This window comes from Paenibacillus sp. 1_12, from assembly GCF_900114475.1.
Taxonomy (GTDB): domain Bacteria; phylum Bacillota; class Bacilli; order Paenibacillales; family NBRC-103111; genus Paenibacillus_S.
Genome location: NZ_FOTE01000002.1, coordinates 817,273 through 831,770, shown reverse-complemented (window position 1 = coordinate 831,770; position 14,498 = coordinate 817,273). Strand labels below are relative to the sequence as shown.

The 14,498-nt window shown below is 44.9% G+C and carries 10 protein-coding genes and 1 pseudogene; 8 read left to right on the top strand and 3 right to left on the bottom strand.

Annotation, left to right across the window (positions count from 1 at the left end; translation table 11 throughout):
* The 8 genes and pseudogenes from BM210_RS07510 to BM210_RS07475 all read left to right on the top strand — a co-directional run.
* Nucleotides 1-255 (top strand): annotated as a pseudogene (locus BM210_RS07510) (group II intron reverse transcriptase/maturase); the annotation flags it as partial.
* 317 nt (nucleotides 256-572) lie between these two features.
* Nucleotides 573-1,952 carry an ABC transporter substrate-binding protein gene (locus BM210_RS07505; RefSeq protein ID WP_177237687.1) on the top strand — a complete coding sequence of 460 codons (1,380 nt, stop codon included), beginning with the start codon at nucleotides 573-575 and terminating at the stop codon, nucleotides 1,950-1,952.
* A 22-nt stretch (nucleotides 1,953-1,974) separates the two neighbouring features.
* Nucleotides 1,975-2,916, top strand: coding sequence for a carbohydrate ABC transporter permease (locus tag BM210_RS07500; RefSeq protein WP_091166103.1), 942 nt, complete (start codon nucleotides 1,975-1,977; stop codon nucleotides 2,914-2,916).
* Between the two features lie 20 nt (nucleotides 2,917-2,936).
* Nucleotides 2,937-3,767, top strand: coding sequence for a carbohydrate ABC transporter permease (locus BM210_RS07495; protein ID WP_091166101.1), 831 nt, complete (start codon nucleotides 2,937-2,939; stop codon nucleotides 3,765-3,767).
* Between the two features lie 31 nt (nucleotides 3,768-3,798).
* Nucleotides 3,799-6,453 carry a hypothetical protein gene (locus BM210_RS07490; protein ID WP_091166100.1) on the top strand — a complete coding sequence of 885 codons (2,655 nt, stop codon included), beginning with the start codon at nucleotides 3,799-3,801 and terminating at the stop codon, nucleotides 6,451-6,453.
* 98 nt (nucleotides 6,454-6,551) lie between these two features.
* On the top strand, nucleotides 6,552-7,601 hold the full coding sequence (locus tag BM210_RS07485) for an amidohydrolase family protein (RefSeq protein WP_091166190.1): 1,050 nt from the start codon (nucleotides 6,552-6,554) through the stop codon (nucleotides 7,599-7,601).
* Between the two features lie 18 nt (nucleotides 7,602-7,619).
* On the top strand, nucleotides 7,620-8,015 hold the full coding sequence (locus BM210_RS07480) for a Rieske (2Fe-2S) protein (RefSeq protein WP_177237686.1): 396 nt from the start codon (nucleotides 7,620-7,622) through the stop codon (nucleotides 8,013-8,015).
* 75 nt (nucleotides 8,016-8,090) lie between these two features.
* The gene (locus BM210_RS07475) at nucleotides 8,091-10,814 is read left to right on the top strand and encodes a hypothetical protein (protein WP_143101006.1); all 2,724 of its coding nucleotides are present in this window, start codon (nucleotides 8,091-8,093) and stop codon (nucleotides 10,812-10,814) included.
* Nucleotides 10,815-10,964: 150 nt separating this feature from the next.
* Here BM210_RS07475 and BM210_RS07470 read toward each other — a convergent pair whose 3' ends face one another.
* The 3 genes from BM210_RS07470 to BM210_RS07460 all read right to left on the bottom strand — a co-directional run bounded on the left by BM210_RS07470 (nucleotide 10,965) and on the right by BM210_RS07460 (nucleotide 14,487).
* Nucleotides 10,965-11,837, bottom strand: a complete 873-nt coding sequence (locus tag BM210_RS07470; RefSeq protein ID WP_091166097.1) for a carbohydrate ABC transporter permease — start codon at nucleotides 11,835-11,837, stop codon at nucleotides 10,965-10,967.
* A gap of 43 nt (nucleotides 11,838-11,880) precedes the next feature.
* Complete coding sequence (locus tag BM210_RS07465; RefSeq protein ID WP_091166095.1) at nucleotides 11,881-12,804, bottom strand: ABC transporter permease; 924 nt, start codon at nucleotides 12,802-12,804, stop codon at nucleotides 11,881-11,883.
* A gap of 114 nt (nucleotides 12,805-12,918) precedes the next feature.
* The gene (locus BM210_RS07460) at nucleotides 12,919-14,487 is read right to left on the bottom strand and encodes a type 2 periplasmic-binding domain-containing protein (RefSeq protein ID WP_091166093.1); all 1,569 of its coding nucleotides are present in this window, start codon (nucleotides 14,485-14,487) and stop codon (nucleotides 12,919-12,921) included.
* Nucleotides 14,488-14,498: the final 11 nt, after the last annotated feature.

Here is a 14,498-nt window from a genome sequence, read left to right as displayed (position 1 = left end):
CAAAGAAAAGGATATGCAATGACAACAAAGTGGAACAACGAATTTTTCGTCAGGATTGGTCTAATTCCAGCTTTCTGGCTCTACTATGAAGCGCAATATGGATACACATTAGAAAATTATACCCAGTATATGAAGGATAAACAGAAAGCGAAAAGTGCTAGTAGATTAGCAAAAATGAAAGAACGCGGACAAGAATATTACACTCCTGAGCGCGTTCGGAAAATGCAGTATGCCCAGAGATTAGCTACATATTAAATTCAAGTTGAATCACGTTGGTGAGCCGTATGCCTTAGTAGGGCACGTGCGGTTCGATAAGGGGGGAGCCATGAGAGTGGTTCCCCTACTTTATTGTTCATGTGGATAAGAAAGTGTAAGTAAGTACAAATGATTATAAATAAAGACAAAGTCATCAATTCTGTTTTTTTTAAAAGTAAGCTCGCGAATGGCAAGGTTACTTTAAATGTAAGATAAAACAATGAATCGCCTAAGAAATCGCATTTTAACCCATTCTTCCGTATTTTATAATGATGTATAAATCGTTTTACAATGATCTTAATGGGGGAGTGAGATGTATGGTAAAAAGCTACAATGTAAAAAGTGTAAGAGGTTGTTTATTGCCGGCGACGATTATTGCCAGCACGATATTAGCTTCAGGATGCGGAAGCGATAGTGAGACAATGGCTACAAAGACTTCCGAGACAACGGCAGGAATAACGACTCTTAATGTCTACAGCTGGACGGTTGAGGAAAGTATGATGCCTTTTTTTGAGGCTTTTGAAAAGAAATATCCGAACATCAAAGTTAAATATACTAAAATGGCTGATTCAGCCCCCGCAACCGCTAATTCCCTTTTGACCTCAGGGGAACCTATTGATGTCATACCGCAAGCGTCCGTAGATGATATGAGGATCAGGGCAAGCAGCGGAATGTACGAGTCTTTGGATGGTTTCCTGCAGGCGGATAATATGGACTATACTAAAATCTTCGGAAGCTCGATCAATGATTTGGAAACTGTAAACGGCAAACACTATGCTCTTCCTTACAGCATGGCTACCTATGGTCTTTACTATAATAAAGCTATGTTTGACAAGGCCGGAGTGCCCTATCCTACTGATGACTGGACATGGGATGACCTCAGAGCTGCGGCACTCAAGTTGACGTCAGGCAGCGGGGCCAATAAGATATACGGATTTCTTCCAGATTACACAGGCCAATGGGCTTTTTCTGCCGCTCAACAGCTAGGTCTTAACTATATTTATAAAAACAATGGTCAGGAATCGAATTGGGATCATCCCGCCTTCTTAAAATCTCTGCAATTTTTTTATGATATGGAAATGAAAGATAAATCGGCGTGGCCTATTTCTGAATATAAGGCGTTAAAGATCGACACCAATCCTCACGCTATTTTCATGCAAGGCAAAGCGGCCATGTATATCCAGCCATCCTTCATTGTCAAATACAGTTCACAAGATTCGTATGGTTTTACCAAATTTGATTATGGAGTTGCCAATCTGCCGAAAGTAACAAGCGGTGACAGCCTAAGCAATATTTATTATATTAGCGATTACAGCATCCCGGCAAGCGCGCCCAATAAGCAGGCGGCGTGGACTTTCCTTAAATTTTATTGTTTGGAGGCGCCTGAAATTTTCGCTCAATCCAAAGCAATGACTCCTGCAAATCTTTCATCCATGGATCCTTCGGTAAAAGAAAAGGTCGGTAAAATTATTTTTGACTACCCGCATTTTGAACAGACGACCGGAATGAAAACATTCATAAACAATAAATTATCCCTAACGCCATATCTTACGACAATCAATACGGCAAAGGCCGAAATCATGGATTTGATGAAGTCTGAAATTACGTCGTGCTTAATGGGGAATGAAACACCAGCAGAGGCGATTGCCAAGTTGAAAAAGCAGTCCGACGATTTAATCAAAAAGGCAAGCAAATAGAAGAGCTGTGGAGGAATGCCTGATGGAATTGGCAAAGAAAAGTTCTTCGATAGCGGTTAGACCAAAGAGAAAGATCAGAAAAGACATTTTACAAGAAAATATTGCAGGTTGGCTGTTTCTTTCTCTTAATTTGATTGGCTATGTCATATTTAAATTGGTTCCCATTATTATTTCTCTGATTTTCAGCTTTAGCGATTGGAATTTAGTTTCCGGCTTAAAAGGAATCAAGTTTGTAGGACTAAAAAATTATGTGAATTTGTGGACGGACGTTATTTTTATCAAATCTTTAGTGAATACCATAGTATTTGCAGCCATCACTGTCCCGTGCTCCGTTTTTTTGGCCTTGATCCTTGCAGTGATTTTAAACGACAAGATCTTTTTTAAAAGCTTGGTGAGGTTAGGCTTTTATTTGCCCAATATTGCATCTATGGTCGCGATCTCTGTAGTTTGGAGCATCCTGTACATGCCTACCTTCGGTCCGATCAATATGGTCCTGAGAGCCATTGGGATCGAAAATCCTCCGGGGTGGTTATCTTCGTCCCAATGGGCTCTTCCCTCTATTATCATAATGAGCGTTTGGCAGGCAGTTGGATACAACGCCATTATTTTATTGGCCGGGTTGCAGAGTGTGCCAGGTTCGTTATATGAATCGGCGGATATCGATGGAGCGGGCCCGCTTAGTAAATTTTTTAAGATTACAATACCCATGCTGTCACCAACCTTGTTTTTCGTAACGATTATCTCCATCATAGGGTCTTTTCAAGTTTTCACACAAGTGAATGTTATGACGCAGGGAGGACCCGGGACGTCTACATCGGTACTTGTCTATTACATTTATAAATCGGCGTTTATGTATAACAAAATTGGATATGCGAATGCGATAGGCTGGGTGCTTTTCGTGATGGTATTTATCTTTACTGCGCTGCAATGGAAATTTTCCAATAAAGACTCGCACATAAATTAGAGCAAGAGAGAAGGAACACGATGAATGCGAAATACTTGAAATTAACCCAGAAAACGATTCTGACCGTTATTATGCTTGTGCTTTCCATTGTGACCATTTTGCCATTTATTTGGATGTTGTCCGCCTCTTTTAAGCCCACCGCAGATGTCTTTGAGTTTCCGATCAGATGGATACCCAAAAAAATTATTTTTGAGAATTATGTGACCGTATGGTTCGCGCGTTTTCAAACCTACTTCCTCAACTCCGTCAAAGTTTCAGTTATCAGTGTTGTCGGGGAGGTCATTACCAGTGCTTTAGCTGGGTATGCTTTTGCGAAAATCAAGTTCAAAGGCAAAGAGGCGGCTTTTATTTTGTATATCGCTACATTAATGTTTCCGCACCAGATGCTCTTGGTTCCAAGGTTTGTTCTATATAGATTGATGGGTCTGTACAATAGCCTCTGGGCACTGATGCTTCCAGGTATTTTCAGCGCATTTGGCACCTTTTTGTTTAGACAGTTTATTGCTACGATTCCGGATGAGCTAATTGAGGCCGCCAAAATGGACGGGTGTCGCCATTTTAGAATTTTCTGGAGAATCATTATTCCGTTATCTTTGCCGGTAATCTCCACACTAGTTATTTTTTCTTTTGTGGGCTCCTGGAACAACTACGAGAACGCGCTGGTATTCTTAAGTAATAAAACGTTATATACCATTCCGCTCGGACTTTTGCAGTTTCAAAGCGAAGAGCAGACGAATTACGGCGCAATTATGGCGGCCTCGGTGCTATCGCTTATGCCGATATTTTTAGTGTTTTTGAGTTTGCAAAAATACTTTATTGAAGGAATTGCTACTTCAGGCTTAAAAGGGTAATCGACATGAAAATAGTTAAGGGGGAAGTCCCATGTCAAATGTATTCCGATCAAACTTGGCGCCTGACGTTATTGTTGTACGCGATAACCAAACTCTGCTCGCAGCGAATGAATCCGTCAACTGGGCCGAGCAAACCTTAATTGAGGCGCTGGAAACCCGCAAAGTGACAGTCGGAATTGAAAAAGGGGCGGCGGAAAGCACAACCGCCAAACTAAGAATTGTTATTTCCGGCAACGACTCGCCGCTTGCGGTTGCCATAGGGGACGATCTAGGGGTGGCTTTGCCTGTGGAAGCCGAATCCTTAGCTATCCTTGTCTCCCAGGGACAGATTCTGTTGACCGCCCCTGACGACCGCGGGCTCGTGTATGCCATTTTGGAGCTGGCAGATAGAATAAAGCACGCTATTGGCGATATTGTTGGGGAGCTGCTTGGTACGGAAACGTTAACCGACCGTCCGGCCAATGAAATACGCAGCGTGACCCGTTTATTCGCCTGTGAACCAGAGGATAAGCCTTGGTTTTACGACAAATCGTTCTGGGATGAATATTTGACGGAACTGGCCATGCAGCGCTTTAACCGATTCACGCTTTCTTTAGGGATGGGCTACGATTACGGTCACGATCCGGACGTGCACGACAACTATTTTTGCTTTGCGTACCCGTTCTTATTTGACGTACCCGGCTATGACGTTAAGGTTATTGAACTGCCCAAGGAGGAAAGACAGTGGAATTGGGAGATCCTCGGCTATATCGGAAATGAGACCAAACGCCGAGGTATGCATTTTCAACTTGGACTTTGGAATCACTCCTACATCTACACCGATAGTCCGAATATGAATTACACGATTGCCAATATTGATGAGACGAACCACGCATCCTATTGCCGTGACGCCATCCGCAAGCTGCTTAAGGAGTTTCCGGCAATCGACGGTCTGACCTTCAGAGTCCACTACGAGGGTGGCATTCCCGAACCGGCTTATGAGTTTTGGCGTATTGCCCTGGAAGGAACGAAAGACGTCGGCCGCCGTGTCGAAATCGATATGCATGCTAAGGGCATTAATGACGAATTGGTGCAGATCGCACTTGGCACGAATCAGCCTATCTTCATCTCCCCGAAGTACTGGGCTGAGCATATGGGCCCCAGCTATCACCAGGCCGGTATTCGAGATAACGAGTTTTCTCTGCCAGTTAACCAGACGATGCAAATGCAATCGATCACTGCTTGGTCGCGCCGATTTACGCGGTACGGTTACGCGGATTATCTGCAGGATGATCGGAAAATCGGCATTCTGTTTCGGTTATGGCCTGGTACACAGAAGCTACTACTGTGGGGTGATCCGGCGCTTGCTTCAGGATATGGGCGGTTTTCCCATTTCAGCGGCACTCAAGGGATCGAGTTATGCGAGCCGCTGACCTTTAAAGGCCGTAAAGGCTCCGGTTCGCCGGGCGGACGGGAGCCTTATCTCTCCGAGGAGATGCAACTGCCTAATCGGGACTGGCTTAAGTACAAATATACCTACCGATTGTGGGGACGTTTGCTATATAACCCCGATGCGGAGCCTGCGGTTTGGCGGAGATATTTGCGCTCCGAGTTCGGCAAGGCGGCGGAGGATTACGAGCAAGCTCTTTCTCATGCCAGCCGGATATTGCCTCTGCTTACTGCAGCGTACTGCCCCTCGGCCGCTAACGTGGTGTATTGGCCTGAAATCCAGACTAACCAGCCAATTGCCGATACAGATTTGCCCTCGCCGTTTAAATTCGATTCTCCGAAGCCGGGTACGTTTGGAGCCGCTAGTCCGCTAGATACTGCGTTGTTTTACCGTGTTGACGATTTTGCCGATGATATTACCCAAGGCTTCCGTCAAGGGAAATATTCCCCTCTGGAGACAGCGGAGCGGCTGGAATCATTTGCCGAAACGGCTGCACACTATTTGTTCAGAGCAATACACCATGCCGAGGATTCACAGGCTCCGAATTTTCGCCGGTTCACTATTGATGTGAATATGCTGATTCATATCGGTCATTTCTTTGCCAATAAATTACGTGCTGCATTGAGCTTCGCCTTGTTCGAACGGACTGGGGATATTGCTCAGCTGGAGCGGGCCTTAGATCTTTATAATTTGGCAAAGGAACATTGGGTGAAGGTTGTTTCGATCTCACAAAATATTTATAAACCGGATATTACGTTTGGCTATACTAAACCGGTAAGAGGACATTGGGCAGACCGTTTGCCGGCTATCGAAGCTGATATCCGAGCAATGGAACTCAAATTGCAACAGGCCCGCTCGAGCGCAAACAGGACGGTCGATACTGGTAAGCTGCAGGCGGCGATCAAACTTCTTGCAACGAACCCTGTTGATCGCAGACAGCTGTTTGTTCATGAGTCTCCCACACATTTCTCTAAGGGAGAAGAGATCAAGCTGCAGTTGGAGTTGCCGGGAGCTTACGATAGTCTGAAGGTAAAGCTGCATTATCGGCATACCAATCAGGGCGAGCATTATTGCGTTTCAAACATGAATAGGAACGGAGTGTCATTCTTTGCTGCAATACCAGGAGAGTACACAAATTCGCCGTTTGGGATTCTTTATTTCTTCGAGGTCATTGAAAGCGATGGCGGAGCTCGGAACTATCCAGGCCTGAATGAGGACATTTCGAATCAGCCGTATTATTTCGTCCAAAGCCTATAATTCAAGTTAGAAGAACTTCGCAGTACGATTATGCTGCGAAGTCTTTAACGAATACGGAACCTGTTAATTCAACTTAAGGAGGAATTCGAGTGACCGCAATGGAGTATAAAGTAAAAAAAGGAATTATCGACTGTGATGTACATGTATATCCAAAATCCAGAGAAGAGTTAAATAAGTATTTGCCGCAGCCTTGGCGTGACTGGTACCGGCCTCTAACTCGAGCCTATGGCAATATACAGGGTAACCGTAAGGATGCGACGCCGCCCAACGGTGGGGGAGCAGGAACGGATCCCGATTTTTTACGAGAGCAGCTTATTAATGAATACGGTATCGATTATGCTATTCTATTGCCTCGTGCGATGCTTAACAATCTGCCGGATCCTGATATGGCTTCCGCAGTAGCTTCAGCCTATAATGATTGGCTAGCAGATACGTGGCTGGATAAATATAATCATGATGGTGTATTCAAAGGATCGCTGTACATTGCCACTCAGGATCCCATCGGGGCAGCCAAAGAAATTGAACGATGGGCCGGACACCCTCATTTCGTGCAAGTCATGACCGATTCCGGTGCAACTGCACCTTTTGGTCAACGGCAATACTATCCAATTTACGAAGCGTGTGAAAAACATGGTTTCCCGCTTGCCATCCATCCCGGTACAGATGGAATGGGCATTAATCATCAGCCTACTCCAGGCCATCCTACCCGGTACATTGAGTTTCATACCTGTTTGTCTCTTGCTTTCCAAGCTCATTTGGTTAGTTTTCTTACCGAAGGTGTATTTGTTAAATATCCAAATTTCAAGATCGTATTAACGGAAGGCGGAGTATCTTGGCTGCCGCCATTGATGTGGAGGTTGGATGCAGAATACAAGGGGCTGAGATATGAGGTGCCCTGGCTTGAAAAACGTCCAAGCGAATTTTTGCGGGATCATGTCCGCATAACGAGTCAGCCGCTCGAACGTCCGGATGATGATAAATATTTGTTGGCCATGTTGGAGGCGATGGATGCCAAGCATATCTTGATGTTTGCTAGTGATTATCCGCACTGGGACTTTGACTCGCCAAGAAGAGCTTTTCCGAAGCTGCCGGATGAACTCCACCGACGTATCTTCTTCGAAAACGCAAAAGAATTTTATAATCTTTGAGTAAAGGAGTTCTTGATCATGGAACGATTCGTTGTATGCAAAACAACCGAGATGCAGCCGGGCGAACGAAAAATCGTTCAAGTCGGTGGCAGGTCCATTGGAGTGTTCAACGCAAACGGCGGATACTTCGCTTTACGGAATAGCTGTCCCCATCAAGGAGCGCCATTATGTGTAGGAAGACTGACTGGGACGACCTTACCGTCTCAACCGGGAAGTTATCGGTATGGACGGGAAGGCGAGATTCTAGCATGTCCTTGGCACGGATGGGAGTTTGACGTGACGACTGGGAAATCGTTATTTAACCCTCATCAGTGTTTAGTTAAAAAGTACGATGTAACCATAGAGCCATTAGAGGAGAGTCTTGAAACATACTCCGTCACCGTAGAAGACGGTTTGGTCGTTCTGTACGCATAAGAGTCGGGTAGGATGAATTCTAGTCTACTTCGGGAGAACTGGCCCGAAGAACGGTAGAAATCTTTGAGAGGTGCTATGATGACTGACAAAGCGATTTCTGATATTTGGATCGTGCGGGATATTAGCGACGAAGTAACCGCGCAAGCGGAATGTGATTGGGTCGTTGGGCATTTGTCGAAGATTTTGCAGTCAAAAGATCTGACAGTCGTCTACTCGGATAAGCTGGATGCAGACCAGAAAGCAAAACTGCGGATCATTGTCACCGGGAGGGGTTCCTCCATTGCCAGGGGTATGGCCCGAGAACAAGGGATAGAAATTCCAGATGTGCCTGAGGCATTCGGGATTTTACGAGGTGTGACCGGAAATGAATTAGCCGTGGTTGGAAGTGATGTCCGAGGCCTGATTTATGCCATATTGGAATTGGTAGACATCGCCAAGTACGCTACCAACCCACTGGATGCTCTTAGGTCGGTCCAATCCTCCATGGATAAACCAAGAAATTCAGTTCGAAGCGTGACCCGTTTGTTCAGCAGTGAAGCGGAGGACAAGGCATGGTTTTACGACCATAGTTTCTGGGAGGAATATCTTACAGAACTGGCAACCCAGCGGTTTAACCGAATTACACTTGGCACGGGAGTCGGTTATGATTATTTGATCGACAAAATTGTTGAGGATCCTTACTTTTGTTTCATTTATCCCTATTTACTCTCGGTTCCGGGTTATTCAGTAAAGGTTGACGGACTTTCCGTTGAAGAAAGAGAAAACAACTTCAAGATGTTACAGTACATCGGCGAACAGGCAAAACGGAGAGGACTTCAATTTCGTTTGGGGTTGTGGAATCACGCTTACGATTATGGCCCCAATAACACGAATACGAAATATAAAATCGAAGGTCTGGATGTTTCAAACCATGCGGCTTATTGCCGAGATGCATTGAAGCTTCTGCTTCAAACCTGTCCAAACATCGAGGGGATAACCGTTAGGGTTCATTTTGAAGGCGGGGTGCCCGAGCCGACACACGATTTCTGGAGAATTGTCGTTGAAGGAATTAATCAGTCCGGACGCATTATTGAAGTAGACTTTCATGCAAAGGGCGTAAATGATGAATTGATCGATATCGCCTTGGCTACAGGGATGCCTGTCGTATTATCGACGAAGTATTGGGGAGAACATATGGGGCTCCCGTATCATCAAGTATCCATACGCGAAAGGGAATTTCATCCTAAGCGACTGGGAGAAAGTGATAAGTCTGCTCATTTTAGTATTGGAAACCCTAATCTGAAGCATGGCGGAATGGATGTCACGTCCAAGCGAAGCTACACTCGTTATGGATTTGCCGACTATTATCGTGACGACCGAAAGTACGGGATCGTCCACCGCGTATGGCCGGGAACCCAAAGAATTTTGACATGGGGCGATCCGGAGATGGCGGCCGCCTACGGTCGAAGTGCGGGCTTCTGCGGGTCATTGGGAATGGAATGGTTCGATCCTCTTTCCTTTAAAGGCCGGAAGGGATCTGGAAGTCCGGGCGAGCGTGAATTGTACGAGGACGAACATTTGCGGTTAGGGATTCGGGATTGGAGTAAATTTTCGTATACGTACCGCTTGCTGGGAAGGTTGTCTTACAATCCAGAGGCTGATCCGGACTCTTGGAGGAGGTATCTTCGGTCAGAGTTTCAAGACGCTGCGGAAGCATGTGAAGAGTCGTTGTCTTATGCCAGCCGCATTTTACCTTTGATCCTTGTTGTCCACGCACCGTCCGTAGCCAATAATGTGTATTGGCCCGAAATGTATACCAATATGCCGTTATACAGAAGTGGTGAACCCATCGAAAATCCATACATAAATTACGGTTATCCATATAATTACGATTTTGACACACCTTCTCCTCATACCTTTGGTTCTGTCAGTCCCCTTGATCCGGAACTGTTTTACGGTGTTAACGAATTCGCAGACGATGTTATTCAAGGAAAACGTAAAGGGAAATATTCCCCATTGGAAATCGCCGATTTTTTGGAGCATCTTGCCAATCAGGCCGAAGGTTTTTTGGCAGAGTCGTTGGGTAGGATTCATGACCAGTACGCTCCAGGGTTCCGCCGATTGGCTGTGGATGTACAGATCATGGTAGGAATCGGTCGGTTTTTCTTGCAAAAATTTCGTGCTGGGGTCGCTTATGCGTTGTTCGAAAGAGCCGGGGATGCCACTTTGTTAAAGGATGCATTAGCATATTATCATGAGGCCCGAGAGGCTTGGAAGCATGTTGTTGGCGTTTCTAAAGGAATCTATAAAGAAGATCTTACTTTCGGGCTCGCTCATTATTCACGTGGGCATTGGTCAGATCGGTTAGGGGAAATCGAAGAGGATATATTGGTCATTGAACGGATATATAATCAGATTCGTGTAAAGGAATCCGTTGGGGGTCGTACTCTGGGAGATATGCTGGCCCCTATCCAGAAAGGAGATCGTCCTCATAGCTTGCATTCACCAGCCGAGTCCTTTATCAAAGGGCAGCCTATTGCTGTGCATTTGATGTTAACTGGCGCTTTATCGGAGCTACAAGTACAACTACATTTTCGTCATGTCAATCAAGCCGAGTCATATATCACCCTTGAAATGGATCAGCAGGAACAAGGCTTCGAAGCCATGATCCCCGCATCGTACACTAATTCGCCATATTGTATTGAGTATTTTTTTGAAGTTAGAAATGGAAATGGTGATGCGTGGATGGTTCCAGGGTTTGAAAAAAACCTGTCCAACCAGCCGTATTATTTACTTCAATGTAGGCAAAGTACGACCTGAGGCAGGTACGGGTGGAAAGATGACGTTTCTTATCTGGGGAGATCTGCGGAATAAGCGAAGTAACTTCGGAAACAGATAAAGCCGCTAAAACCACAGTAATTTTGGTTTAACGGCTTTTTTTGTCTGCAACGCTGCTCATATTTTCTATTCCTATCCCTTTATGGAGCCAAGCATAACGCCTTTAGCAAAATACTTTTGCAGAAAGGGATATACAATAAGTATAGGCGCCATCGCAAATGTTACTGCGGCCATACGGACTGTTTCTAAGGGCGGAATTCCATCTGCAGCCGTCCCGGAAGCACCGAGGGGCGTGGAATCCAGGACAAGCGCTTTGATCAGCACCTGCAATGTCCACTTGTTGGCATCGGATATATAGATCAAGGCATTAAAATAAATATTCCATTGCGAAACTGCAAAAAATAAAGTGAAGGCGGCAATGGCAGGCATCGAAAGGGGAATAACAATTTTGAAAAATATGCCCACGTCATTGCTTCCATCAATTTGTGCAGATTCCTCCAGCTCAGGAGGCAGCGAATCCAAAAAGCTTTTTACAACAATTAGCGTCCACGCATTGGTCAAATTAGGCCAGATCAGAGACCAATACGAGTTAAGCAGTCCAAGACTTTTCACAACCAGATAGTTCGGAACGATGCCTGCATGAAACACCAGCGTAAAGATGACGAAGCCCAAGACGAGCTTTCTCCCATCGAGATCCTTTCTTGTAAGGCCGTAGGCCAAAGTAAATGTGACGATTACCTGTAGAATGGTACCCACTACTGTAATAAAAAAAGTGCTCTTAATGGAATTCAAAAAACTTTGTGTCGACAAAATATATTTATAAGCATCTAGGGACCACTTGGGTGGGAACAGATAAAATTGTAAAGGAACGTAAACAGCAGGGTCCGTGAATGAAACGCTGAAAATATAAATAAACGGGAACATACAAATCAAGGATAACGAAATCAGGGCACTGTAATTAATCCAATCCGCTGCCGTCAGCCTTTTTCTGTAAACGAAACTCATTCATGCCACCTTCTTCGTTATGAATAATCAATCAATGTACAAGCTAGTAAATCCCCTCATATCCCAATTTTTTTACGATTTGATTAGCAGTGACTACCAGAATGAGTCCGACAATCCCTTTGAACATCCCTACGGCTATACCAACGCTGATTTTGCCGCCTACAATACCCTGCATATACGAGTAGGTATCAAATACATCTGCAACGGAAGTGACTAGAGGGTTCATCATTAATAACACTTGTTCGAACCCGACATCCGCCATGTTCCCAAACCGGAGAATTAATAAAATGATAATGGTGGGACGAATAGCGGGCAGTGTAATATGGTAGATTTGCCGCCACCGGCTCGCTCCGTCAATTACGGCAGCTTCATAGCGGGCAGGGTCGACTCCGGCGATAGCTGCAAGAAAAATAATCGTTCCCCAACCGGCATCCTTCCATATATTTTGCAATGTCAGCAATATCCAGAAAAACTTAGGCTCGGAGAGGAATAGAATGGGCTGGTTCCCGGAAGCAACGACTAGTTTATTGATGATGCCGATATCCGAAGAGAATACAAAGAAAGTAAGACTGACCAGGATGACCCAAGATAAAAAATGGGGGAGATAGACGATCGACTGATTTATTTTTTTGAACCATTCATGTCTAACTTCATTAAGCATCAATGCCAGAACAATAGGCACAGGAAAATAAAAAACGAGGTTGAATATGCTGATAAGGAACGTATTTCTGCCCATCATATAAAATTGCTCGCTTTGAAATAAATTGGAAAAGTGCTTGAATCCGACCCAGCTGCTCCCAAAGAAACCTTTGAAGGGGCTGTAGTCCTGAAACGATAGCAGTAAACCCCATATAGGCAAAAATTTAAAGAGAAAAAAATAGATGACTCCCGCCGACATCAGCAGGTATATGTAGCGATTTCTTTTTATTCTGGCCCAGCGTTTGTTAGTTGGCATTATTCGCGCCATATTATGTCTCCCTTCCAAACCATAAGAAGAAGGGTTGGGCAATTAGGATATCCTGAGGCTCCCGAATGCCCAGCCTTTACTGAGATTTAATTGATATTGCCTGAAATTCCGCGATTATTTATTCGTACGTGATTTATAATCCTTGGCGAATTCCTGATAGGCTTTCTTTATTTTCGGATCGGTATTTACCTTATCCACAAATTGCTTGTATTGATCCATCGTGATTTGGCCGACAACCGCTTTAATTCTCATACTTTTCAATTCAGCTTCATAGGTAGGCCATACATCGACCCATGTAGGGGAATATAAATACCCAAATACGTCGGTTTTGCCTATTTGACCGTAAATTTCCATTTCTTTCTGTTTCGCTTCGTTAGCAGCCTTTGAGACTCCGGCATAAGCTACTTTTCCCCATTTGGAATAAGCGGGCGTCATGGCAGCGATACTGTCAACGGTAATTTCTTGTTTACCCAGATCGGTCAAAACCTTCTCGCCATTCACATTATTGTAATGAACACCCTCCTTGCCATAATAGCCAAGATCGGTAATTTCCTGTGTAGCGGTTTTTTCAAAGAAATCCAATATTTTGGTCACCTTTTCCTGAGGCACCTTCTTGCTAATATACATGCCGCCACGGGTCCCGATATCGAGCATGGCTCCGTCGCCTCCAGGTCCTTTTAACGGCTGAAACGACACTACATTACCATCAGGCTGGGTTTTCTTCACATTATCCGTATAAACGAAGCTGTAGTAAGCGCTGGCATCATAGGCGAATGCCCGACCCGAGCTGAACAAATCTTTTTGTTGTGTAACGGTCAGAGCGGAAAATTCTTTAGCAATCAGCCCTTCTGCATAAAGTCCACGGAACCATTCAACCAGCTTAGTAAACTGCGGATTTAAGTAGGAGTACATCAGACCGCCTTCCGCATCGTAAGTTGGATTAGGCACGCCGAAGGCAGCGTTCAGGGAAGGGGAGCCGGTAGCATCAGCAATGTCATAACCAATTGTACCGTTGCCGCCAGCTGGGTTGCTTTTCACAATAGCTTTTAGCGCATCTTTAAACTCATCGACAGTTTTAGGCACAGGAATATTTGCTTTTTCCAGCCAATCCTTTCGGAACATAATCGTATTGTCGATTTGAGCTCTGCTTCGCGGAATACCCATAGTTTTTCCGTCATATTTAACGTAGCTCCAAGAACCAGGTATCATTTTATCGCGTAAATTCGGATATTTGGAGAAATCGCCAAGAAAAGGAGTCAGATCCCAAAAGGCTCCGTCTTTAATGGCATTGACCAATGTGGGGCGGGTGTAATCAGCCTTCAGAACTTCTGGGAGGTCTCCAGAGGCAAGCACCAGATCCAACTTGGCATTGTAATCGTTCCCATCTAGGACGAAAGTAATATTCAGCTTAGTATTCGTAAGCCTTTGCAATTCGGTATAAAAAGCGTTATCCAGTTTGGGTATGGTATTTGTAAAACTCGTCATCATATCAATGGATAAGGGACCTGCATCTTTTTTGTCCGCTGCAACTGTTCCTTTCGTCTCTATTGTTCCCGTGCTGGGACCTGCGCTGTCGCTTGCTCCGCTGCTGCAGCCGTTTAATACCAGAAGGCTAAGAAATAACGGCAGGCTGAATTTGGCCCATTTTTGGGTCATCGCCAACACCTCGCTTGAAAGGGACATGGACAATACAC